This is a genomic window from Nocardia sp. NPDC004278 (genome assembly GCF_053602975.1).
The window spans coordinates 473,689-495,428 of record NZ_JBSGEQ010000001.1; the positions used below are offsets into that span (position 1 = coordinate 473,689).

General features: G+C 66.7%; 22 protein-coding genes. 8 read left to right on the forward strand and 14 right to left on the reverse strand.

Annotated elements, in window-relative coordinates; genetic code table 11:
- Positions 1-728: 728 nt before the first annotated feature.
- The 9 genes from ACWEO2_RS02125 to ACWEO2_RS02165 all read right to left on the reverse strand — a co-directional run bounded on the left by ACWEO2_RS02125 (position 729) and on the right by ACWEO2_RS02165 (position 9,718).
- Positions 729-1,838: a hypothetical protein gene (locus ACWEO2_RS02125; RefSeq protein ID WP_452403627.1), complete on the reverse strand. Its 1,110-nt coding sequence runs from the start codon at positions 1,836-1,838 to the stop codon at positions 729-731.
- Positions 1,839-2,276: 438 nt separating this feature from the next.
- Positions 2,277-2,663, reverse strand: a complete 387-nt coding sequence (locus tag ACWEO2_RS02130) for a hypothetical protein (RefSeq protein ID WP_452403628.1) — start codon at positions 2,661-2,663, stop codon at positions 2,277-2,279.
- A 208-nt stretch (positions 2,664-2,871) separates the two neighbouring features.
- Positions 2,872-5,187, reverse strand: coding sequence for a molybdopterin-dependent oxidoreductase (locus ACWEO2_RS02135; RefSeq protein WP_452403629.1), 2,316 nt, complete (start codon positions 5,185-5,187; stop codon positions 2,872-2,874).
- Positions 5,188-5,229: 42 nt separating this feature from the next.
- Positions 5,230-6,201, reverse strand: coding sequence for an enoyl-CoA hydratase/isomerase family protein (locus ACWEO2_RS02140; RefSeq protein WP_452403630.1), 972 nt, complete (start codon positions 6,199-6,201; stop codon positions 5,230-5,232).
- A gap of 281 nt (positions 6,202-6,482) precedes the next feature.
- A complete protein-coding gene (gene crcB, locus ACWEO2_RS02145) occupies positions 6,483-6,857 on the reverse strand; it encodes a fluoride efflux transporter CrcB (RefSeq protein ID WP_354955258.1) in 375 nt (124 codons plus the stop codon).
- Positions 6,854-7,201, reverse strand: a complete 348-nt coding sequence (locus ACWEO2_RS02150) for a DUF190 domain-containing protein (RefSeq protein ID WP_354955256.1) — start codon at positions 7,199-7,201, stop codon at positions 6,854-6,856. The genes crcB and ACWEO2_RS02150 overlap by 4 nt, the downstream gene beginning before the upstream one ends.
- Positions 7,198-7,668: a fluoride efflux transporter FluC gene (locus tag ACWEO2_RS02155; protein ID WP_452403631.1), complete on the reverse strand. Its 471-nt coding sequence runs from the start codon at positions 7,666-7,668 to the stop codon at positions 7,198-7,200. Before ACWEO2_RS02155 ends, ACWEO2_RS02150 begins: the two co-directional genes overlap by 4 nt.
- Before the next feature lie 300 nt (positions 7,669-7,968).
- Complete coding sequence (locus tag ACWEO2_RS02160; RefSeq protein WP_452403632.1) at positions 7,969-8,595, reverse strand: TetR/AcrR family transcriptional regulator; 627 nt, start codon at positions 8,593-8,595, stop codon at positions 7,969-7,971.
- A gap of 232 nt (positions 8,596-8,827) precedes the next feature.
- On the reverse strand, positions 8,828-9,718 hold the full coding sequence (locus tag ACWEO2_RS02165) for an alpha/beta fold hydrolase (protein ID WP_452403633.1): 891 nt from the start codon (positions 9,716-9,718) through the stop codon (positions 8,828-8,830).
- Between the two features lie 136 nt (positions 9,719-9,854).
- Between ACWEO2_RS02165 and ACWEO2_RS02170 the strand changes: the two genes are divergently transcribed.
- On the forward strand, positions 9,855-11,714 hold the full coding sequence (locus ACWEO2_RS02170; RefSeq protein ID WP_452403634.1) for a Na+/H+ antiporter: 1,860 nt from the start codon (positions 9,855-9,857) through the stop codon (positions 11,712-11,714).
- A 15-nt stretch (positions 11,715-11,729) separates the two neighbouring features.
- Here the strand turns inward: ACWEO2_RS02170 and ACWEO2_RS02175 are convergent, their stop codons facing one another.
- The gene (locus ACWEO2_RS02175) at positions 11,730-12,278 is read right to left on the reverse strand and encodes a TetR/AcrR family transcriptional regulator (protein ID WP_354955246.1); all 549 of its coding nucleotides are present in this window, start codon (positions 12,276-12,278) and stop codon (positions 11,730-11,732) included.
- Between the two features lie 229 nt (positions 12,279-12,507).
- Here ACWEO2_RS02175 and ACWEO2_RS02180 point away from each other — a divergent pair, with 229 nt between their 5' ends.
- From ACWEO2_RS02180 to ACWEO2_RS02190, 3 genes are read left to right on the forward strand one after another with little or no spacing between them, the layout of a single operon-like run.
- The gene (locus ACWEO2_RS02180; RefSeq protein WP_452403635.1) at positions 12,508-13,197 is read left to right on the forward strand and encodes a TetR/AcrR family transcriptional regulator; all 690 of its coding nucleotides are present in this window, start codon (positions 12,508-12,510) and stop codon (positions 13,195-13,197) included.
- Entirely contained in the window at positions 13,194-13,853 is a 660-nt protein-coding gene (locus ACWEO2_RS02185; protein WP_452403636.1) for an enoyl-CoA hydratase-related protein, read from the forward strand. The genes ACWEO2_RS02180 and ACWEO2_RS02185 overlap by 4 nt, the downstream gene beginning before the upstream one ends.
- Positions 13,854-13,902: 49 nt before the next feature.
- Entirely contained in the window at positions 13,903-14,685 is a 783-nt protein-coding gene (locus ACWEO2_RS02190; RefSeq protein ID WP_452403637.1) for a crotonase/enoyl-CoA hydratase family protein, read from the forward strand.
- Between the two features lie 13 nt (positions 14,686-14,698).
- Here ACWEO2_RS02190 and ACWEO2_RS02195 read toward each other — a convergent pair whose 3' ends face one another.
- A complete protein-coding gene (locus ACWEO2_RS02195) occupies positions 14,699-15,412 on the reverse strand; it encodes a dienelactone hydrolase family protein (RefSeq protein WP_452403638.1) in 714 nt (237 codons plus the stop codon).
- A 43-nt stretch (positions 15,413-15,455) separates the two neighbouring features.
- Here ACWEO2_RS02195 and ACWEO2_RS02200 point away from each other — a divergent pair, with 43 nt between their 5' ends.
- On the forward strand, positions 15,456-15,674 hold the full coding sequence (locus ACWEO2_RS02200; RefSeq protein WP_452403639.1) for a hypothetical protein: 219 nt from the start codon (positions 15,456-15,458) through the stop codon (positions 15,672-15,674).
- Here ACWEO2_RS02200 and ACWEO2_RS02205 read toward each other — a convergent pair.
- On the reverse strand, positions 15,644-15,907 hold the full coding sequence (locus ACWEO2_RS02205) for a hypothetical protein (RefSeq protein WP_452403640.1): 264 nt from the start codon (positions 15,905-15,907) through the stop codon (positions 15,644-15,646). The genes ACWEO2_RS02200 and ACWEO2_RS02205 overlap by 31 nt on opposite strands.
- Before the next feature lie 304 nt (positions 15,908-16,211).
- On the opposite strand from ACWEO2_RS02205, the gene ACWEO2_RS02210 reads away from it, so the two are divergent.
- Positions 16,212-17,336, forward strand: coding sequence for a methyltransferase (locus ACWEO2_RS02210; protein ID WP_452403641.1), 1,125 nt, complete (start codon positions 16,212-16,214; stop codon positions 17,334-17,336).
- A gap of 90 nt (positions 17,337-17,426) precedes the next feature.
- Positions 17,427-19,232, forward strand: a complete 1,806-nt coding sequence (gene fadD11, locus ACWEO2_RS02215) for a fatty acid--CoA ligase FadD11 (RefSeq protein WP_452403642.1) — start codon at positions 17,427-17,429, stop codon at positions 19,230-19,232.
- Between the two features lie 114 nt (positions 19,233-19,346).
- Here the strand turns inward: fadD11 and ACWEO2_RS02220 are convergent, their stop codons facing one another.
- Together ACWEO2_RS02220 and ACWEO2_RS02225 are read right to left on the reverse strand one after the other, a co-directional pair.
- Positions 19,347-19,541: a ferredoxin gene (locus tag ACWEO2_RS02220; RefSeq protein ID WP_452403643.1), complete on the reverse strand. Its 195-nt coding sequence runs from the start codon at positions 19,539-19,541 to the stop codon at positions 19,347-19,349.
- Positions 19,538-20,968 carry a cytochrome P450 gene (locus ACWEO2_RS02225; RefSeq protein WP_452403644.1) on the reverse strand — a complete coding sequence of 477 codons (1,431 nt, stop codon included), beginning with the start codon at positions 20,966-20,968 and terminating at the stop codon, positions 19,538-19,540. Before ACWEO2_RS02225 ends, ACWEO2_RS02220 begins: the two co-directional genes overlap by 4 nt.
- Before the next feature lie 108 nt (positions 20,969-21,076).
- Here ACWEO2_RS02225 and ACWEO2_RS02230 point away from each other — a divergent pair, with 108 nt between their 5' ends.
- A complete protein-coding gene (locus ACWEO2_RS02230; protein WP_355187980.1) occupies positions 21,077-21,739 on the forward strand; it encodes a TetR/AcrR family transcriptional regulator in 663 nt (220 codons plus the stop codon).
- Position 21,740: the final 1 nt, after the last annotated feature.

Here is a 21,740-nt window from a genome sequence, read left to right on the forward strand (position 1 = left end):
ACTCCCGGTTGTCCACGGCCGCAGACACGCCCGAGCTAAGCATTGCCATTGGTTAGCCACAGTAACGACGCACGTCACTGATTGTAGCAAGCAATGCCGAGTTCTCAACTAGGAGAACGCAATTCGGCACGCAGCCGATGGCGAATTCGCGGTGACTGAGGAGTCGCTGAAATCCCCGAACGAGACTTTCACGCTGAACCGTCGTCACTCGACGTGACGGGCGACGCGCCGAACAAGACGGCGAGGTCGGCGCAGAAACCGATGCGGGGGAAGGGTATTTAGCCAGCTAGGCGGTGTTGCAGCTGGGAATGGAATGGCTCGGCCAGGTGGTGATCATCGACGTCGTAGGTCATCACCTCACTCTCCCTACGGTATTCAGACTACGGCCGACCCGCGCGGCACACGGCTCGTTCCATCCAGAATCGTTCGGGTGGTGAACTTCATCTCAGAATTCGGCAGCTCTGGGTGAGGCCCTTCGCGCGCGGATAGCCATGCGGCAGAGCCCATTACCGGGCGGTCGTCCAGTTACGCGAGGGTCACCGCTTGCGCCTGCCTCGGATCGTCCAGCGCGACAGCTGGATCGACGGGCTGCACCCGCGGCTCGAACCGAGCGGATGCCAATCTTGTTGTCCGACAGCGCAGCAGAGGATGTGCGCGATCGCGCCGCCCGGGTCCACTGGCGTACACCGCCAGCGCCCGGACCGCGCGATCCGTGCTCAGCCGAAGTTCTAGCCGTGCGTTTCGTCGGTGACCGCTACGGCGACCATGTTCGCGGCCGCCAGTGCCGCTTCCTCGGCACTGCATCGGCCGAGCCCGCACGCGGTGCCGACTCCGTAGGCGGTTCGGCCGGAGGCCTGTTCGAAATGCGTCAGCGCGCGGGCGCTGTCTTCGGCGGAGTCCGGAGAAACGACACCGGCGATCAGCCGCCAGCCCGGATCGAGCCTGCGCAACGGCGCATAGAATTCGGGATCCTGCGGTGCCGGCTCGGCACCGTAGGCACACGGAATATGCACCGGAGGCAGCGGAACGTCGCGCCTGTTCAGCTGTCGCGCAGTCTTATTGAGCAGGTTCACCGCTGGGGCCAGATCGCGCGGTGACAGCAAGCTTTTGTGGTTGTAGTCGCCATAGCACAGGTGCACCACAATGTCGGCGGCGATCTCATGCATCTGCCCGATCACGCCCGCGAGCTGTCGCGCGACCAGCGGGGCGATCGCCCACTGCGAGCGCAACTGCTGGGCTTTCACCATGCTCAGCAGCGCGAGAGGGGATTCGAGTTGGAACACGACACGGTCGCCGTGCTGGGCGATGACCGTGCTCATCTCCTCGAGCACCGCGTCAGCGAACACCGGAAGATGCCGAAGCGCCGCGACGAGCAGACCCGAGCGGCGCAGTGCTCTCCCGACGGGAAACCCGTTCGAAACCGCCGCACCTGCGAATACGAACATGGCCAGATCCAGCGGATTGGGTTGGCTGATCTGTACTTTCGTGGCGCCGAGCTCCCCGCGGTCGCCCTGCATCGCGTTGAATGCGTCGACGACCTCACCGATCCGGTCGATCCGATCCATGCTGACGTGCTGCCGCTGCAGCGTATGTCCCGAGCGCAGACCATAGGACGGGAAGTCGCTGTAGTCGGCGTACTCCCCCTCCTGCCTGACCTCGAACACGTCCTGGTCCTTGCGGGTCCGCAGGTAGTCCATGATCCAGTCCGGATCCAGATCTCGGGGGACCGCAGTCACCGAGTGCCCCTTACTGTGGTCGACGACCCACTCCATGACAACGCGATCACTCGTCACCAACTCCGCGGGCAGCGTTCCGACGTAGTGCAATTTTCTAGCCATACCGAGCTCCCCTACATCCCACACATGTACAAAGGTTGATCGATCCCATTGTGTCCCACTGGTATCGACCCCATATCTCCATGAGCGATTACCGCAGCAGCGCATCCAGCAAACGTCAGCACGGGGGTGTCGAATTCTCCGGGGTTCGCACTACATCCCGATCCGGATCGTGCCGACCGCGGACGCACCCCGCCGCCGAATACCGCTGGGACCGAGCGGCACAAGCCCACCTGGACTTCTACATCCGCGCCCGCTCCGACACCACGGCAGCATCGCCACTGGAAAACCGTAGAAGGTTTCCTGGTGCCCGGACACGGCTCGGATCAAGACACCGGCGAAGGTGGAGGCCGTCGTGTACAACGACCGACGTCAGCACTCGCCCGTCTCCTCGTATCGACACGGCGTCAGGTGATGTCGATCTGTACCTAATGCGGCGGGCTATGGCGATAGGACGGTGATGCGGTAGCCGAGGCGGACCTGGCGGGCGGGGTGGGCGGCGGCGGTCAGATGCAGCCAGCGGTGCAAGGCGTGGCGGGGATCGGGGACGTAGGCCGCGTGTGCGTGTGCGACGCCGAAGGGGAAGTCTCCGGACCCGGAGGCAGCGGTCGCGGTCATCAGATGCATCTCCGCCCAGAGGTGGGGTTCGGGCGCGTCCTCGGGCAGCGGGTGGGTGTTCGGAAGGAAGAAGCCGAACCGCTCGGCGGGTGCGCCGGAGGTGTGGATGAGCGTCCCGGTCTCGAATAATCGCACGGTTCCGGTGTGCACCACGCATTGCGGCGTCAGGTGCAAGGGTGGGGCAGGCTGCAGCTCGAGCTGAAAAACCATGCGCCGACTCTACGGTGTCGCCATATGTGCGAAAGCAGTGGAGCACAGCAAGGGATGCGCAGTGCGGACAGACGGCCTCGGCTCCCGATCAAGCCATCTCCTCGTCTGCGAACACCCGCGTCGCCGCGAACACGACCACCAGTCGCGCCGACCGACATCATCGGCAGGTAGGCCGAACATTGAGCCACCGGTGCCCGCGGACTGGCGGCTATGCGTCTGGCAACGGTTCGATGCGCGCCGGAACGTGCTTATGCCACGGCGTTCCGGCAATCGCATCGCGCCAGGCGGCATCGGTGAGTTCGTTGGCGGCCACTCCGGTGCGGGTGCCGTCGGGCAGGTCGAGGCCGAGGCCGTTGGGCAGTGACGCGTGACCGGGTTGCATGCGGTCATTGATTTCGACGGCGGCGACGGCGCTGCCGCGGCGGGTGGTAATGCGGGCGTGGTCGCCGGTGGTGAGGCCGAGGGCGTCGGCGTCGGTGGGGTTGAGGCGCAGAGCGCCTTCGGGATCGCGGCGGCGCCAGGTGTTGTCGCGGAAGATGGTGTTGGCGGTGAAGGAACGACGTTCACCGGCGGCCAGGACGAACGGGAATTCCGCGGTGGTGTGGGTGGCTGGGGTGCTGGGAAGTTCGCGCAGGGCGTGCAGTAGTTCCGGGATTGCCAAGGAGATTCGTGGCTGCGGCAGATAGTCCCAGGCGTCCGGATAATCGTCGACGGTGAAGGTGACCCCGGAGCGGCCTGCGAGGATGGCATCGAAGAGGGCGTCGGCGTCGGCGTGGCCTGCGCGGCGCATGGCGGCCGGATGCACCTTGGCGACCCGCTGCGCGAGCGCCCACAGCACCGCCGCGGAGCGCGCCCCGTCGGGCAGGGTGGGACCGAGCGTTTCATAGAGCAGGTAGGGGGCGAGTGCGCCGATCTTCTTGTCCAGGGCGAGTAATGCGGCAAAGGCCAGGGCGTAGGGGCGGCGGCCGAGTTCGGCGGCGGTGCGCAGCACGGCCAGCCGAGTGCGGCCGACGGTGCCCAGTTCCCGGATCAGGCGGGCATAGATCTCGGGTTCGGGCAGGGTGCCCGGCAGCGGGTCGAGCACCGGCGCGCGCAGATGAAAGGTGTTGTGCGGGAACTCCAGATTGAAAAAGGTGGCCTCCCATTTCTCGAACTGGCTGGCCGCGGGCAGCACATAATCGGCGTGACGTGCGGTTTCGGTGAGCGCGACATCGATGACCACGACCAGATCCAGTGCGTCGAGTGCGGCGCGGAAGCTGGTCGAGTCGGCCAGCGAATGTGCGGGATTGGCGGATTCGATGATCATTGCCCGGAACCGGTCGGGGTGGCCGGTGAGGATCTCCTCGGCGATCGAGTTGCACGGGACCATACCCCCGAGGATGGGTGCGGCGGTGACCGGGCTGCGTTTGATGTCGCGGCTATAGCCCGCCAGCGGGACCATCCACGAATGTGGTTGCATGGCACCGGGTTTGGCGAAATTTCCGGTCAGCAGCCAGAGCAGCTTGTTCAGATAGGAGATCAGCGTGCTGTTGGGGCTCTGCTGGACGCCGAGATCCTCGTAGGTGGCGACACTGCTCGCGGTACCGATCCGGTGCGCAGCGGTGCGCAGCAGTTCGACTGGGACACCGCAGGTTTCGGCGTAGGCTGCGACGTCGATATCGCGGAGTGCGGCGGTGACGGCGTCGACCTGGTCGAGGTGTTCGGCAATGAAGGTGTGGTCGAGCAGATCGTCCTGGACCAGGATCGCCAGCAGCGCGGCTAGGCACCACGCGTCGGTACCGGGACGGACCTGCAGGTGGATATCGGCCAGATCTGCGGTTTCGGTGCGCACCGGATCGAGCACGATCATGGTGCGGGCCGGATCCTTGGCGATCTGCTGCAGTACCGTGCGCGCGCGTGGCACACCGTGCGACTGCCAGGGGTTCTTGCCCAGGAATACCGACACCTCGGCATGTTCGAAGTCGCCGGTGGTGTGGCCGCCGGTCAGATGCGCGTCGACCCAGCCCTCGCCGGTCTTCTCCTGCGCGAGCGCGGTGGAGCGGTAGCGGCTGCCCAGTGCGCGCCGCAGGGCGCCGCTGTACGCGCCGCCGAGATGGTTACCCTGTCCCCCGCCGCCGTAGAAGAAGATCTTCTCGCCGCCGTGCTTTTGCTTGACCTCCGACAGACGTGCGGCGACCTCGGAAATCGCAGTATCCCAATCGATTTCGGTGAAACTGCCGTCCGCCTCGCGGCGCAGCGGAGCGGTCAGGCGGGTGCCGCCGTTCTGATAGTGGTCCAGGCGCAGCGCCTTGTTGCAGGTGTATCCGGCCGAGGCGACGTGGTCCTTATCGCCACGGATCTTGGCGAAGCTGCGACCGTCGAGTTGGATCAGCAGCCCACAGTTGTTCTCGCACAGGATGCAGGCGGTCTTGTGCCATTCTCCTTGTGCGGCAGCAGCATTGGCGTGCTCGCGCTTCGACCGCTCGACATTGCCGACGGGATCGGCTGGTTGGACTCGGCTGCCTTGCGGCGCGGCGGTGCTCATACTGCTCCTGTGGATCGATGTGGGTCGGCGCCGTAGCGCACGTCAACTGGTCTGGTCGACGCGTGTGCCGTCGATCCACGCCTTGGGGTCGGCGAGGAACGGGGTATCACCGAGTCGGGCGAGATCGTCGAAGAAGGCGTCCTGGGTGCGGGTGGCGGCCTTACTGCTGCCGGTGGACAGGAACGCGGCCAGTTCGTGGTTCAGACCGCGCGACAGCGACTTTTCGGTGCCGAAGTAGATCGCGCGTTTGAGTTCCTTGATGACGACCGGATTGCGCGCGGCCAGCCGGGCGGCGGTGGCCCTGGTTTCGGCGAGCAGATCGTCTTCGGCAATCAGCCGGTGCACCAGACCCAGACGCAGACCCTCCGGTGCGCTGAGCGGTGTGCCTTCCAGGGTGAGCTCGATCGCTTTGGCCGCACCGATCAGCCGCGGCAGGCGTTGGGTGCCACCGCCGCCGGGAATCAGATCGGCGATGGACTCGATCTGGCCGAGTTTGACGTGGTCGGCGTCGGCGGCATAGCGGATATCGCAGGCCAGCGCGATCTCATGGCCGCCGCCGAGGGCGGGACCGTTGATGGCGGCGAGGTAGACCACGCGTGATCGGTTCATCCGCATGGTCGTTCGCTTCCAGCGATAGCCCCACACCATGCCGGTGCCGAGGCCGCCGCCGAAACGCTCGAGCACCCGCGCCGCGCCCGGCACCCGCAGACCGGTATTGAGCACCGGAATCAGCGGTGCGACCGCGCGGGCCGGGAGGAACGGATGCGGCATCGCGAGCATGCCGGTCAGCGCGTTCGGATCCGCATGGGTGAGGAAGCGCCCCGGCAGCCCGCCGGTCAGCACGATCGCACCAACCGTGTCATCGGTATCGGCGGCCGCGGTGAGCAGATCCAGATCGCGCACGACGGCAGGGGTGACGAAGTTCAGCGGTGGCGCGACAACGGTCGCGGTGAGCACTCTCCCGTTGCGGGCCAGGTCGATCGTCTCCAGGTCGAGCTCGGTTGCTCGCGACATCGGCGTCTCCTCGGATCGGCGCATCGGCGACGGGCGCGGTGGACCTTCTCGTTCGTACCCGGTACTGATTATGGTCTCCACCATAATCCGGATGTCAAGATGCACTGCCGACCGATCGGTCGTGTTCGGGGGTAGATGGTGAGGTTCAGGGCTAGGTGGCGGGCAGTGGTGTGCGTGCCGTGCTCGATGCCGGGTTCTGCTCACCGACCTGCCCCGCGGCGGGTGCCATGGCTGGGGCGCGGTGTGACTCGTGGGTCGGTGCGGCTCGTGCGGTGGTTGGTTCAGTGCCAGATGGCTTGGGTAAGTGCGGTGCTGGTGTAGAAGGCGCCGATCCCCGCGATGATGGTGGCGGCGAGGTTGGCGATCGCGTGGAAGCGTGCGCCGGTTTGGGTCAGGCGCAGGGTTTCGTAGGACAGGGTCGAGTAGGTGGTCAAGGCACCGCAGAAGCCAGTGCCTATCAGCAATTGCACGTTGGGGCCTACGGCTGCCGCGGTGACCGCGCCGGTGAGAAACCCGAGAGTGAAGCTGCCCACGACGTTGACGGTGAAGGTGCCCCACGGGAAGACGGTGTCGTGGCGGGCCTGGACGAGTCGGTCGGTGAGGTAGCGCGCGGGAGCGCCGATCGCGGCCCCGGCAATGACGAGCAGCCAGGTCATGATTGTTCGGTGCGGCCGACGTAGCGGATGACTTCGACGGGGTCGAGGATGACGAGCCCTTCGGTGACGAGTTCATCGAGCTGGGGCAGGAATGCGCGGACGCGGTCGGCGGAATCGATGATGACGATGGCGACCGGCAGATCCTCGCTCAGCGACAGCAGCCGGGTGGTGTGGACGCGCGAGGATGCGCCGAAGCCCTCCACACCGCGGAACACGCTGGCCCCGGCCAGTCCGGCGTGGTGGGCGCGGTGGACGATCTCGCTGAACAATGGTTTGTGGTGCCAGGTGTCGCTTTCGCCGATGAACACCGTCAGGCGTAGCGCATCTCCGGTGAGGCGGGTCATCGTGTCCTCCGGTCGATGAAGGTGTGGGTGAGGGTGGCGGCGGTCCAGGTAGCAGTCAGCGCGAGGATCGGTGTGGCGGCGAGGTAGATCAGCCCGGCGGCGGCGTGACGAGTGTCGACGAGGCGGTGGAAGTCGGCGGCGTAGGTGGAGAAGGTGGTGTAGCCGCCGAGGACACCGGTGCCCAGGAATGGGCGCAGCAACCGTTGCCCGGTCCAGACTTCGGCGATCAGGACCATGAGAGCGCCCATCACGGCGCAGCCGGTGATGTTGACCAGCAGCACGGTCCAGGGAAACGCGCCGGGCGCGGTTGGCCACCGCAGTGCAGCGGCGTAGCGGGCGGTGGCGCCGATCGCGCCGCCCAGGGCGATCACAGCAAGGACGGGAGCGTGCTCGCGCAACCGTGCACGCCGCGGTCGGGTAGCGAACGGATCTGATCCGGCAGTGGTGGCGGGTGATGGTGTGGGCACGTTTCTCCTACTCGTGGCGCGCCCAGTGGGCGCTGGTCGTCACAAGTAGGGACCGTTGGCGGTACGTGACCGCGGTTCGGGTCCGGCGAGCCCCACCGCCGCGCGGTTCCGATCAGGCGATGGGTTCCGCAGACTGCTGAGCCTAGCCCATGCCGCTGCTCCGCAAGTCGCTACGGCAGCTGAACAACATTGCGCAGAAAAGTCGACCACTGCTGGCGAACCCCAGCACGACGAGCCCGCCAGTCGCCAAGGCGAGCCGGATCGCAGACGATCGGCGCGGTGGGCCGCCGCGACCTGCGGCTATTCGCCGGGAGTGCCGATGGTGGCGGCGAGGTGCGACTGGAGTTCGCTGACGGTGTCCTCGAGCGGGGCCGTATCGCGTTCGACTCGACACAGCGCGATCGCGCCCTCGACGGCGGCGATCGTCAGGGTGGCCATGCGGCGCGAGCGCGCCGGGTTCAAGCCGTGGCGGATCAGCAGGTCGGTCAGGGCGGTATTCCAGCGGGCGAAGATCGCGGCGGCAGTCATGGCGAATTCCGGTGCGTCGTCATTGGTTTCGACGGCGACGGCGAAGATCGGGCAGCCCGCTCGGTAATCGCTGTCGATAAGGGTCCGCCGCCACAGCGCCACGAACATGTCCAGGGCGACCATCGGGTCGTTATCGCGGGTGATCGTGTCGATGAATTCCGACATCGAGCCACCGGCCGCGGCCAGGGCATCGGAGATCAGCTGGGTGCGACCGCCCGGAAAGTGGTGATAGACCGAACCGCGCGGCGCGCCGGTACTGGCCAGCACCCGGTCCACACTGGTAGCGCTCGCGCCATGGATACGCAGGGATTCGATCGTGCCCTCGATCATCCGCCGTCGCGCGTCCCGCACCCGTGGGCGCGCCGGAGCATCCTTATTCGATCGGCGTGTCGCTGCCATGTAGCCATGGTATGGGACTCCCCATAATCGCGGGACGGTCGAGCCCGCCGACGCCGTAGACGACGCACCAGTGCACGCCGACAATGGCGTGCAGCTGGATGCGATCGGCCCACGGACAAACCGGAACGACCCCGGGCCATCCTTCGATGCGCAGGCGGGCGGGAGCGACGATGGCCTAGGTCACCTGGCCGGTGCTGTCCTCGTCATCTGGCCGGAGCTGTCCGTTGATGTCCTACGTCACGCGGCTCGCGTGGAACTCCAGCACCGCCGCCAGGGTCTCGTCGGGGGCTTCGAGCTGCGGATAGTGACCGACCTTCGGCAACTCCACCACATCCGGATTCGGAATCAGCTCGCGGTAGCGACGGACCATATGCGCACCGGAGACCGGGTCGAGTAGCCCGTCGATCAGCCGGACCGGAACCGGCGTATCGCGCAGCGCACCCACCCACCGTTCGCGATTCGTCTTGCGCTCGCCCATATACCGAATGAGCTTGTGCCCATTGCTCTTCCCATGCTTGCTGCACCACAGGATCCAGAACTGGTCCAGTTCTTCGGTGCTCGGGCGGGTGTCGGGTCCGAAGACCGCGGCGAGGTTGCTGCGGAAGACCCGTTCGGTGCCGAACACCCCGACCAGTGGTCCGAGCGGACTGGCCAGCAGCTTCTGCACCACCCGCGCCCGGTGGGTCTCGGGGAACAGCCCGCCGTTGAGCAGGCATAGCGATTCGATCACCAGCGAGTCGTCGCCGTCGGCGCGACGTTGCGCATCGCGGGCCAGCAACTCCTGGGCGACGGTATCGCCATAGTCGTGGGCCAGGATGTGTACGCGTGAGATCCGCTGCTCGCGCAGCAGGTTCTCGTGGATATCGGCCTGATCGGCGATCCGGTAGTCGTAGTTGCGGGGTTTGGCCGACCAGCCGAAGCCGATCATATCCGGCGCGATCACCCGGGCGAAGCGCTCGCGCAGACCCGGCCAGACCGCATGCCAATCCCAGGACGCGGTGGGAAATCCGTGGATGCAGAGCAGATTTCCGTCGCCCCTACCGCTGCTGTCCTGCCAGAAGATCTGGTGGCCGCGGTGGGTGTGGCGTCGCCCGCTCGCCCGCCAGGACGCAAACTCTTCCATGTCTACCTCCTTCGTGCCGACAACTATTGCGCGCGAACGCTACCGCCACAGCCATTCCGGGGAACCGACCTGACTGTCCGTGTCACGTACCGTGCGGTCTATTTGAGCCGGGTATTTGCTCTGCGAGAATGCCAACGTGCATCTCGCGATCGGCCTGGTTGTTCTAGTCGCCTCGGCGGCGTCGCTTGCGGCGCTCGCGCGACGGTTCGGGATATCCGAACCGCTGGTATTGACGCTGGCCGGGGTGGTCGGGTCGTATCTGCCGCACGTGCCCGAGGTGCATCCGGATCCGGAGATAATTCTGCTCGGATTCCTGCCGCCGCTGCTCTACACCTCCGCGATCCGCACCTCGCTGGTCGATTTCCGGGCCAATGCGCGCACGATCGCGCTGCTGTCGGTGGGATTGGTGCTGTTCAGCACGTTCGCGGTCGCGGGGGTGGTGTGGTGGCTGCTGCCGGTGCCGTTCGCGGTGGCGGTCGCCTTGGGTGCGGTGGTCGCGCCGACCGACGCGGTGGCCGCGACCGGGATCGCGCGGCGCATCGGCATGCCGCGCCGGATCGTCACCATCCTCGAGGACGAGTCGATGTTCAACGACGCGACCGCGCTGGTGACGGTGCGCACCGCGATCGCGGCGGCCGCCGGAACGGTGTCGATGTGGAAGGCCGGTGGTGACTTCCTGCTGGCGGCGGGCGGCGGTGCCGCGGTCGGCATCGTGGTCGCCTATCTGCTGGCGATGCTGCGGCGACGGATCAACGATCCGGTGCTGGACACCACGCTGTCGTTTCTGGCGCCCTTCGTCGCCTACCTGCCCGCCGAGGGCATCAAGGCCTCCGGTGTGATCGCGGTGGTGACCTGCGGCATGGTCCTCGGCCACGGTGCGCCGGTATGGCAGAGCGCCGCCTCCCGGATCGCCGAGCGCACCAACTGGCGCACCATCCAGTTCATTCTGGAGAGCGTTGTCTTTCTGATCATCGGATTGCAGATGCGTGCGATCATCGAGGGCGCTTGGGGCAGCGGACTCGATCACCGCACCCTGATCGTGGCGGCGGTGGCGGTCATGCTGACGGCAATGCTGTCGCGGCCGCTGTGGGTGTTCCCGGTAGCGCTGCTCTCGCGCAAACTGGGCCTGTCGAATGCCGATGTGCCGCTGACCCATCCGCTGGTGGTGTCATGGGCGGGGATGCGCGGGGTGGTCACCCTGGCCGCGGTGCTGCTGCTGCCAGCCGATACCCCGCAGCTTGCGGTACTCAAGCTGCTCGCGCTCGTCGTCGTCGCGGGAACGCTACTGCTGCAAGGGACTTCGCTGCCGTGGGTGGTGCGACGGCTGCATGTGCGCGGGCCCAGTCGCGCGGAAAACGCGCTGCAGAAGGCGAATCTGTTGCAACAGGCCACCGCGGCCGGACTCGCCGAACTGGAAAAACACATCACCCCGGATACGCCGCCGGGGGTTGTCGAGAGCCTGCGTGATCGGGTCACGGGCAGGACCAACGCGTACTGGGAGCGGCTCGGCCGCTCGGAAGCGGAATTGGCGACACCGACCGCGGAATATCGGCGGCTGCGACTCGAGATGCTGCGCGCGGAACGGGAAACGGTACTGCGCGTGCGGGATTCCGGCGGTGCGGACTACGAGATCCTGCAGTATGTGCTGTCCCGGCTCGACCTCGAGGAATCGATGATCGACCGCTTCGACGAAACCGAGGAGGAGCGTGTCGAACCGCTGGCCGCGCCCGCGGCCGCCGACTCGTGCGAACATCTGCAGGCCGCGCCGCTGCTGCTCGAGCCGAACGAACCCGATGAATGCAAGGAATGCCTGGCCGAGGGACTGACCTGGGTGCATCTGCGCATGTGCCTGTCCTGTGGGCACATTGCCTGCTGCGACTCCTCGGTGGGCAATCACGCGACCAAGCACTACGGCAGCACCGGGCATCCGGTGATGCGCAGCGTCGAGCCGGGTGAGGCGTGGCGGTGGTGCTATGTGGACGAACTGCTCGGCTAGCGTCGAAGCGCTAGCTCACCGGCGGGCGTGCGAATAGATCAACCGCGCGTACTCGGCCAGCAGCTGGTCCAGCGAAATGTCCTCACCGCCCGCGGCGATCTGCTGGTAGCCGATCAGCATCGACATACCGAGCGCGGTGACCACCGCGGTGGTCTCATCATCGCCCACAACGCCTTTGATCGCCTTGTGCACGGTGCGGCGGCGCGATTCGTCGACCCGCTTGAGCGCGAGATTCACCGATTCGTCATTGGCGGCCCAGGCGCGGATCGCGGCCTCGGCGGCGTGGTGTAGACCCGAGGCGAGGTCGGACATGGCGCGGATATCGTCATCGGGGTTGCCCTGGTTGAAGTTCAGCGTGCGCAGGATGACGACCTGGCGGTTCTCCCAGTGCTCGAGCAGTGCGTCCACGAAACCCTGCCAGCTGCCGAAGTGATGGTAGAACGAGCCGCTGGTGACCCCGAGACGGCGGCACAGCACACCGATATTGAGGCCTTTGAAGCCGAGTTCGGAGAGGACCTCCAGAGCGGTGTCGAAATACTGCTCCTTGGTGACCACTCGTGACATTCGCAGGCGCCGTTTCTGTTCGTGCGGGCAGGGGTGGGAGGACCAGACAGTACCTCATCGTATTGCCGTCGCGTTGGAACGTAGCGAAGTCTACGAAATAGCATCGCCACGCCGCAAAGGTACCCGTGACCGGTCGAAACATGCAGTGGCGTAGTCGAACAGAGTTTGCCGGCGCGATGCGGAACCCTGCGATTTCATTACAGAGCAAACGCTCTGTTATAGTCGTGGCATGCCTCGCCCCCGGACCCACGATCCCGACGTCGTGCTCGATGCCGCGGAGTCGCTGGCCGTGCGCTCGGGTCCGGCGGCGGTCACCATCCGTGCCGTCGCCGCCGCGACCGGAGTCTCCAACGGCGCGATCTATCACACCTTCGGTTCGCGCGCGGAACTGTTGGGCCGCAGCTGGTTACGGGCCGCACGGCGATATCTGACCATGCAGATGGACCTGGTCGAGGCGCATCTCGGGGCCTCCGTGGTGGTTGCCCCGAGTTCATCGAACGGCCGGGGTGCCCCGCATTCGCCGGAGGTCGTTGCGGCGGTACTCGCCGCGGCCGAGACACCGGTCGAATTCGCGCGACAGTTCCCGGATTCGTCGAAATTGCTGCTGACCGTCTCGCGCGACGAACTGCTCGGCGACGAACTGCCCGACCAGGTCGCGGCCGAACTCGCCGGAACCGATGACGCGCTGGTGGCGCTGATCATCCGCCTGTCCCGCGCGCTGTGGGGCCGGGGCGACGGCGCCGCGGTCGATGTGATCACCACCTGCGTCGTCGATCTGCCGACCGCCATCCTGCTGCGCCGGGACCGGATCACCGAACCCATTGCCCGCGAACACCTGCGAGCCGCCGTGCGCGCGGTGCTCGACGTGGGCCCACCCGAGCGAACCTCGAAACCCAACCCCGACAAAGGAACATCATGAGCACACTGAGCTACCACGAGAAGATTGCCGTCCTGGACCTGGGTGCCGACGAAAACCGTTTCACCCCAGCCTTTCTCGAGACCGTCAACGCCCACCTCGACGCCGTGCTCGCCGAGGGCGCCGATGCGCTGGTGACCACCGCGAGCGGCAAGTTCTACTCCAACGGCCTCGACCTGGACTGGCTGGTCGCCAACGGCGAGCGCACCCAGTGGTACATCGGCCAGGTGCAGGCGCTGTTCGCCCGGGTGCTGACCCTGCCCATCCCGACCGCCGCCGCACTGCCCGGCCACGCCTTCGGTGCGGGCGCCATGCTCGCCCTGGCCCATGACTACCGCGTAATGCGCGGCGACCGAGGCTACTTCTGCCTGCCCGAGGTCGATATCCGCATTCCGTTCACCCCGGGTATGGCCGCGCTGATCCAGTCCAAGCTGACGCCCAAGGCCGCAGTCGCCTCGATGACCACCGGCCGCCGCTTCAGCGGCGTCGACGCCAGGGCACTCGATATCGTCGATGCGACCGCGGGCGAAGGTACGGTCACCACCGAGGCCCTCGCGCTGCTCGCCCCGCTCGGCGCCAAGGACCCCGAGACGCTCGGCGCGATCAAGAACACCATGTTCGGCCCGGTCGTCACCAAGCTGACCGAGACCGGCTCGTAAACCGCTGCGCCCCGGTAGGTTTGCCGAGCAGCCGACCAAGGAGCCCGCTATGACCGACGCCGCCACCCTGCACCGCGAGGGCCACATCGCGATCATCACCCTGAACCGGCCCGAGGCGATGAACGCGGTGAACGCCGCGCTCTCGACTGCCCTCGGCGCGGCCCTCGAAGAGTTGGCCGCCGATCGGGAACTGCGGGTCGGGGTGATCACGGGGGCCGGTCGCGCGTTCTGCGCGGGCGCCGACCTCAAGGAATTGGCGCGCGGCAACGGCATTCACGATCCGCAGCACCCGGAATACGGATTCGCCGGTCTGGTCCAGCATTTCGTCGATAAACCGCTCATCGCCGGCGTCAACGGATTCGCCCTCGGCGGCGGCACCGAGATCGTACTGGCCTGCGATCTCGCGGTGATGAGCGCCGACGCTCACCTCGGACTGCCCGAGGTCACCCGCGGCCTGTTCGCCGCCGCGGGTGGGGTGCTGCGGCTGCCACGCCAGATCCCGCCCAAGATCGCCCACGAGATGGTGCTCACCGGAACCCCGATCGATGCCGCGGCGGCCGCGCACTGGGGACTGGTCAACCGGGTCGTACCGGCCGAGCAGGTACTGCCCGCCGCAATGGAACTCGCCGAGACGATCGCCGTCAACGCACCGCTGTCGGTGCGTGCCTCCAAGCGAATCATGCACCGCGTCAACGAGTTCGGCTCCGATTGGGACAACCCGATCTGGGAGATGAGCTTCCACGAGGCGGCCCCGATCTTCACCAGCAAGGACGCGCTCGAAGGTCCGCGCGCCTTCGCCGAGAAGCGTGCGCCGCAATGGCGCGGTGAATGATGGGATTGCCCGCCTACTCGGAGTCGTCCGCAGCGCCGTCGGTGAGGTGCCTGTCGAAGAAGGCGAAGATGCGACGCCAGGCATCGCGGGTGGCGTCGGCGTCGTAGCCGAGGCCGGTGACCCGCAGCACCGGGTCGATGGCGAAGACATTCGCGAAACCGTGCATGGTGCCCGGATAGGTCTTGATCTCGTGTTCGACACCGAGTTCGGTGAGCGCGTGGTCGAGTTTGCGGCCCGCGCCGATGAGCGAGGGATCGAGTTGGGCGTAGCTGGCCACTACCGGACACGCGCCCTCGAGCTGGGCGCGGTAGTCGCCGTAGAGACCCGGATAGAACGGCGCGGCCGCGTCGAACCCCATAGGCGCGGTGAGCAATGCGAAACCGCCACCCATGCAGAAACCGATGACCGCGGTCTTACCGGTGCAGTCGGGCTCGGCGACGAGCCGGTCCCGGGCGGCCAGGATCTCCCGGATCGCCGGGCTCGCACCGGTCAGGATCAGCGAGCGCATTACCGCGCGGATGCAGCGCACTCGGCCGTTGGCGAACAGATTCGGAGCGATGGTGAGATAGCCATAGTCGGCAAGCATTTCGACATTGGCGCGGAGATCGGAGCCGAAGCCGACGGCGTCGTGGATCACCACGACACCAGGCCACGGCCCGTTCCTGGTCGGGCGGGCCAGGATCGCCTCGAGGGTGCCGTCCGGCGCGTCCAGCTCGATGGTGTTCATGACCAGAATGTATGTCGCTGTCTCAGACGTGTACAGCCAAGCGGTGGCTATCGCGTGGCGCGCTCGAACGCGCGGCGTGAGTCTCGGCGCCGCCGCCGGTGGCACGCCCGCCGATCTGAGCCTGCTGCGCGCGACCATGGACGGGGAAGCTGCCCGCCTCGGTGCTGTATCTGATGGCGGCGCTCGGTGTGGTGACCATCTCAGCTGTGCGTTCACACCCGGGGCGATCGATCAGGTCGACGAGTGGATGGGCGTCGGCTGAGGGCAGCGATCCCGGATCAGCGCGGTGGTGGCGCGAACAGGTCGAGCACCGCGCGCGCGAACCGCTGGTAGCGCTCGGCGGTGAAGGGTGGCCTCGGCACCCGGATAGGCCGCGTACACACGAGGTTCGGCGGCGTGCGAGACCGCCTCCATGGTGACCGCGCCGTACCCGTCCTGGTGCACCAGCCGCAGCGCGGCATCGAGGACCCGCTCACGCCGGACCTCGAGCAGCATCCGCGGCTGGCGCGGACGTCTGGTCGGCGGATTTTGCCCGCCTGCGGGATCCGCGCCCGATCCAGCCGGTCGATATGGCCCCTGGGCGACACCGGCCGCGCCCAGTGTGCGAGGCTTGAACGGACATTCCGGTGAAAGGGCTGCTCATGACGCTAGGCATGGTCCTCGGCGACGGCTTCGCGCGCGCTTCGACGCGGGATCGCTAGCGCGTCCTCTTTCGGCCCACCGGCCCTCAGGTCGACCTCCCGCTCCTCGTCGAAGTGCTCTCCGTGCCAACGCACGTCCCATCACGAGGAGCACTCCTTTGTCGACCATTCATTGGACCGAAGCAGATACCGACCACAGCGCCCAGTGGCATTCCGAGAGTGCCGCGCCGATGCCCACCCGGGTCGCGGTTATCGATGACCGCGTGCGCGCCGATATCGCCTACCGCCTGGCCTGCGAAGGGACAGCGCTGCTGTGGCGTGGCGACTTCCACAACGCGCGCCACTTGCTGCGGGTATTGCGCCGCCGCATCGATCGCAAACCCGTACCCACAGGTACGGATCCAGCCGAATCCTTTCACCTGTACCGCCGCGCCCGCGGCCATCGGGCCCGGGTGTTGGGCAAGCTGCTCGTGCAACTGGAGCGGGATCATTCGCTGGCATTGCGGCGGGCACCCGATGTGCGGCGGGCGTGCACCGAGGCATATGGGTCTTCGCGAGAGCCGATGGTGGTCGCGCTCACCGAACTGCTCGGCGCGATCGGAGCACACCAATGGCGCGAAAACGGTGTCCTCATACCGGCTCTCGGCGCGCGGATCCACCCGCACTACGGGGTGTTCTCCCCCGTGCGCGGTGAATACGTCGATCTGGTCGCCTGCGCGCCGCTGCCGGTCGAGCACTTCACCGCCTTCGATCTCGGCACCGGAACCGGTGTGCTCGCGGCCGTTTTGGCGCGCCGCGGCGTCGAGCACATCGTCGCCACGGATATCAATCCGCGCGCGCTCGACTGCGCCCGCGACAATATCGACCGGCTCGCGCTCACCGGTCACGTCGATGTGCAGGGCCCCGGCTTATTTCCCGATGGCCGTGCGCATCTGGTCGTCTGCAATCCGCCGTGGCTTCCGGCCCGTCCGACCTCGGCCGTGGAGCAGGGCGTCTACGACCCGGACAGCACCATGCTGCGCGCCTTCCTGACCGGTCTCCCCGACCACCTCGAACCGGGCGGCGAGGGTTGGCTGATCCTGTCGGATCTCGCTGAACGCCTGCAACTGCGCACCCGTGCGGAGCTGCAGGCCGCCATCGAGTCGGCGGGTCTGCGGGTGGTGGATCGGATCGACACCAGGCCGAGGCACGCCCGCCCGAAGGACATCAGCGATCCGCTCCATGCCGCCCGCGCCTCGGAAGTCACCTCGCTGTGGCGGCTGGTCCCCCGATGTGGTCGATGATGCGGCGCCGCAGCGGAATCGAGCGAAAACGACACGCGCGCACCATGTCGCGACCTACGGTCGGGAAGAAATTCCGCCGAAGTGATGGTGATGGGTGTGATGACCGAACCGAATACCTCCTGTGCCGCGTTCCAGCGCGTTGCCGCAATCGAACCCGATGCGATCGCGGTGCGCTCCATCGGTGGCGGGCAAGCACTGACCTGGCGCGAGTACGCCGAACAGGTCCGGGCTATCGCGGCGGGACTGCACGGGCTGGCGATCGGGCGCGGCGATACGGTCGCGCTGATGATGGCCAATCGGGTCGAGTTCTATCCGATCGAGGTCGGCGCGCAGCACACCGGCGCGACCTCGTTCTCGGTGTACAACACCCTCGCGCCCGAGCAGTTGAACCATGTCTTCGGCAATGCGGGCAACCGGGTGGTGATCTGCGAGGAGCAGTACGTCGAGCGGGTCCGCACCTGCGGTGCACAGATCGAAACCATCGTCTGCATGGATGCCGAGCAGGCCGGAACGATCAGCCTCGCCGAACTGAAGGCCAAGGGCCGCCATGATTTCGACTTCGAGGCGACCTGGCGGGCGGTGCGCCCCCACGATATCGCGACGCTGGTCTACACCTCAGGTACCACCGGGAATCCGAAGGGCGTCGAGATCACCCACGCCAATCTGACCGCCGAGGCGCATGCGTTCAACGCGGTGCTTCCCGTCGAATTCGGCGACCGGCAAACCTCCTACCTGCCGACCGCGCATATGGCCGACCGGTTCACCGGGCTATATCTGCAGGAGTACTACGGCACCCAGATCACCGTGGTGCCGGACCGAACCCAGTTGCCTGCGGCACTGGTGGACGCCCGGCCCACGATCTGGGGTGCGGTGCCGCGAGTGTGGGAGAAGTTCAAGGCGGCGGTCGAATTCTCGGTCGCCAATGAACCCGACGAGACCACCAGGGCCGCACTGCAATGGGCGCTCGGCGTGGCCGCGCGCAAGGCCGCCGTGCTGCTCGACGGGCGCACCGTCGATGCGGAACTGGCCGCCGAATGGGCCGAGGCGGACGAGCTGGTGCTGTCGAAGCTGCGCACCGGACTCGGCCTGGACCAAGTGAAGTGGGCGATGTCGGGCGCCGCGCCGATCCCGCCGGAAACTCTCGGCTTCTTCTGCGGCCTCGGCATCCCGATCAGCGAGATCTGGGGCATGTCCGAACTGACCTGCGTGGCAAGCGCCAGCCCGCCCGCCGAGGCACGCCTGGGCACCGTCGGACGGATGCTGCCCGGCTCGGAAGCCAAAATCGCCGAGGACGGCGAATTCCTGGTCCGCGGACCGCTGGTGATGAAGTGCTACCGCAAGGAACCGGGTAAGACCGCCGAAGCCGTCGACGCCGACGGTTGGCTGCACACCGGCGATATCCTCACCCGCGACGCCGACGGCTACCTGCGGATCGTCGACCGCAAGAAGGAACTCATCATCAACGCGGCCGGAAAGAATATGTCCCCCGCCAATATCGAGAACACCATCAAGGCCGCCACCCCGCTCGTGGGTTCGATCGTCACCATCGGCGACGCGCGCCCCTACAACACCGCCCTGATCGTGCTGGACGCCGAATCCGCAACACCCTATGCGGCCCAACACGGTCTCCCCGACCCCTCCGCCGCCGCACTCGCCACCGACCCCGGCGTCATCGCCGACATCGCCCAAGGTGTCGCGGCAGGCAACGCGAAACTATCCCGAGTAGAACAGATCAAACGCTTCACCATCCTCCCCACATTCTGGGAACCCGGCGGCGACGAAATCACCCTCACCATGAAACTGCGCCGCAAACCGATCGCGACCAAATACGCCCCCGAAATCGAAACCCTCTACACCCCAACCCCACCCACCACAGTCCACACCCCCGTCCCCTAACCCCCAAGCCGGACATACGATCACCATGCGCTGGCGCAGGCAAACGCCGAGAGCACCCCTGCATCAGCGCATTCTCACCCGCTGCATATGCCTGGGGCGGCGGATTCTGGCGGGTCAGTGGGGTGGGTGGTGGAGGGCTTGGACGGGGCAGGATTCGATTGCTAGTTCGGCGTCGGGGTGGTCGGGGGTGGGGATCTGGTCGACCAGGATTTGGACTTTGCCGGATTTGTCGATCTGGAAGACGTTCGGTAGTAGGGCTTCGCACATGCCGTGGCCTTGGCAGCGGGAGCGGTCGGCGGTGATTTTCATGCGGGGCGCCGGGATTCGACGCGGGTGGTTTGCAGGTGGATGGGCAGGCCGTCGAGGGGGGTGGGGCCGGTTGCCCAGCCCATTGGGGGGACGTAGTCGGTGGGTACCGACCATTGGTAGTGCAGGAGCATGCGGTGCATGATCGCCTTGACGGTCATCCCGCCGAAGTACAGGCCGATGCACTTGTGTGCGCCGCCGCCGAAGGGTGCCCAGACATAGCGGTGCGATTTGTCCTCGTGGCGCTGGGCGGTGAAACGTTCCGGATCGAAGACATCCGGGTCGTGCCACCAGCGGTCGATGCGCATCGCGGAGTGCGAGCCGATGACGACTATGGTGCCGGCAGGGACGAAATGGCCCTGAAGTGCGGTGTCGCGCACCGTCTCCCGGATCTGCTGGCCGACCGGGGAGTGCATTCGCAGGATCTCCTTGAACACCAGATCCAGGGCGGGTAGCCGGTCGAGATCGTCGTAGTCCAGCGAATCCTTGCCCAGCGCTTGTGATTCCGCGCGCAGCCGGTCCTGCCATTCGGGGTGCAGGCCCAGCTGATAGCCCATCATCGACAGCGCGATGGTGCTGGTGTCGTGCGCGGCCATCAATACGAAGATCAAATGGTCGACGATGTCCTGATCGGTGAAGGTATGGCCCTCATCGCTCGCGGTATGGCACAGCACACTGAACAGGTCATCGCCGCTGCCCGCACGTCTTGCGGGCATTTCCGCGCGACAGTAGTCCTCGAGCACCTTGCGCCCGCGCAATCCCTTCGCCCACAGACCCCCGGGCAGATTGGTGCGCACCAGCGCCTGTCCACCGCGCACCGCATCGATGAACGCCCGCTCGAGCCGGGCGGCCTCGGGGCCGAGGCGTGCGCCCATGAACACCTCCGACGCCATCCGCAGCAGCAGGTCCTTGGTCGCGGGGAACAACTGAAAGTCATTGCCGGGCAACCAGTCACGCATGCCGCGGGCGATCGCGGGAGTGGTGATGTCGAGATAGCCGACCAGCCGCTGCCGGGTGAAGGCCTGCTGCAGGATGCGCCGGTGGTAGCGGTGCTCGTCGAAGTCGCGCAACAGGATCCCGCCGTGGAAGAACGGTCCGATGAAGAAGTCGTAGCCGCGCCGCGCGGAGTACACCTTGTCGCGGTCGGAGAGGACTTCCTCGATCGCCTCCGGGCTCACCACCATGACGACGCGGCGCCCGAGCATGCCGGACCACTGGACCGGACCGTACTTTTCGAAGCGGCGCCGGGCGAAGTCGAGATTGTCGGTCATGGCCGGGAGCGCGTGCCCGATCACCGGCAATCCGTAATCACCGAGCACCGGCCGTAATTCGCTGCCCGCGGGCGGTTCGGCGAGGGTTCGGGTCCGAGTGGGATAGCGCTCGGCCAGTGCGGCCGCCGCGTACTTTGCCCGAAGGGCAATGGTCGCCATGGTCGTGATCCTCTCGCGCCTTTGCGAACTTCTGTGACCCAGACCATACCGGAATCGATAGTTTCCGTAAACGCTTGTTTCCTGATTGTGCTGCGGCATACTGACCCTGTGACACGGGCAGCGACCGGGATCTATCGTGGTACCTCCGCCGAACAGCGGCGCGAGGAACGCCGGCGTCGCCTCATGGACGCCGCACTCGACATCATCGGCACCCAGGGCTGGGCGACCACCACGGTGCGCGGAGTCTGCGAACAGGCCAAGGTGGGCCCGCGCTTCTTCTACGAGAGCTTCTCCGACCTCGATGCCCTGGCCGCGGCGGTGCACGACGAGATCATCGACACCGCTATCCGCAGTTCTCTGGACGCCCTGGCCGCGGCACCCGACGGCATTGCGGCCAAAACGCGAGCCGCGGTCACCGCCATCCTCACCTCCGTCATCGATGACCCGCGCCGAGCCCGGGTCGCCTTCGCCGAGGCACACGGCAGTGAAACCCTGATGCGCCGCCGCGCCGCCGCCATGCGCACCATCGCCGATGTCGTCGCCGATCAGGAACGCGCCCTGCTGGACCCGCCGCCGGGCAGCGACATCCTGGTGCGCGCGGTCTCGCTGATGATCACCGGTGGCGCCGCCGAACTGGTGCTGGTCTGGCTCGATGGCGGCATCGACATCAGCCGCGACGAACTCATCGACCTCTGTGCCGAATTCGTCCTCACTTTCGCTGACAACCTCGCCACGATGGCCGCGCGTCTGCCGCCCAGACCGGCTCACTGAC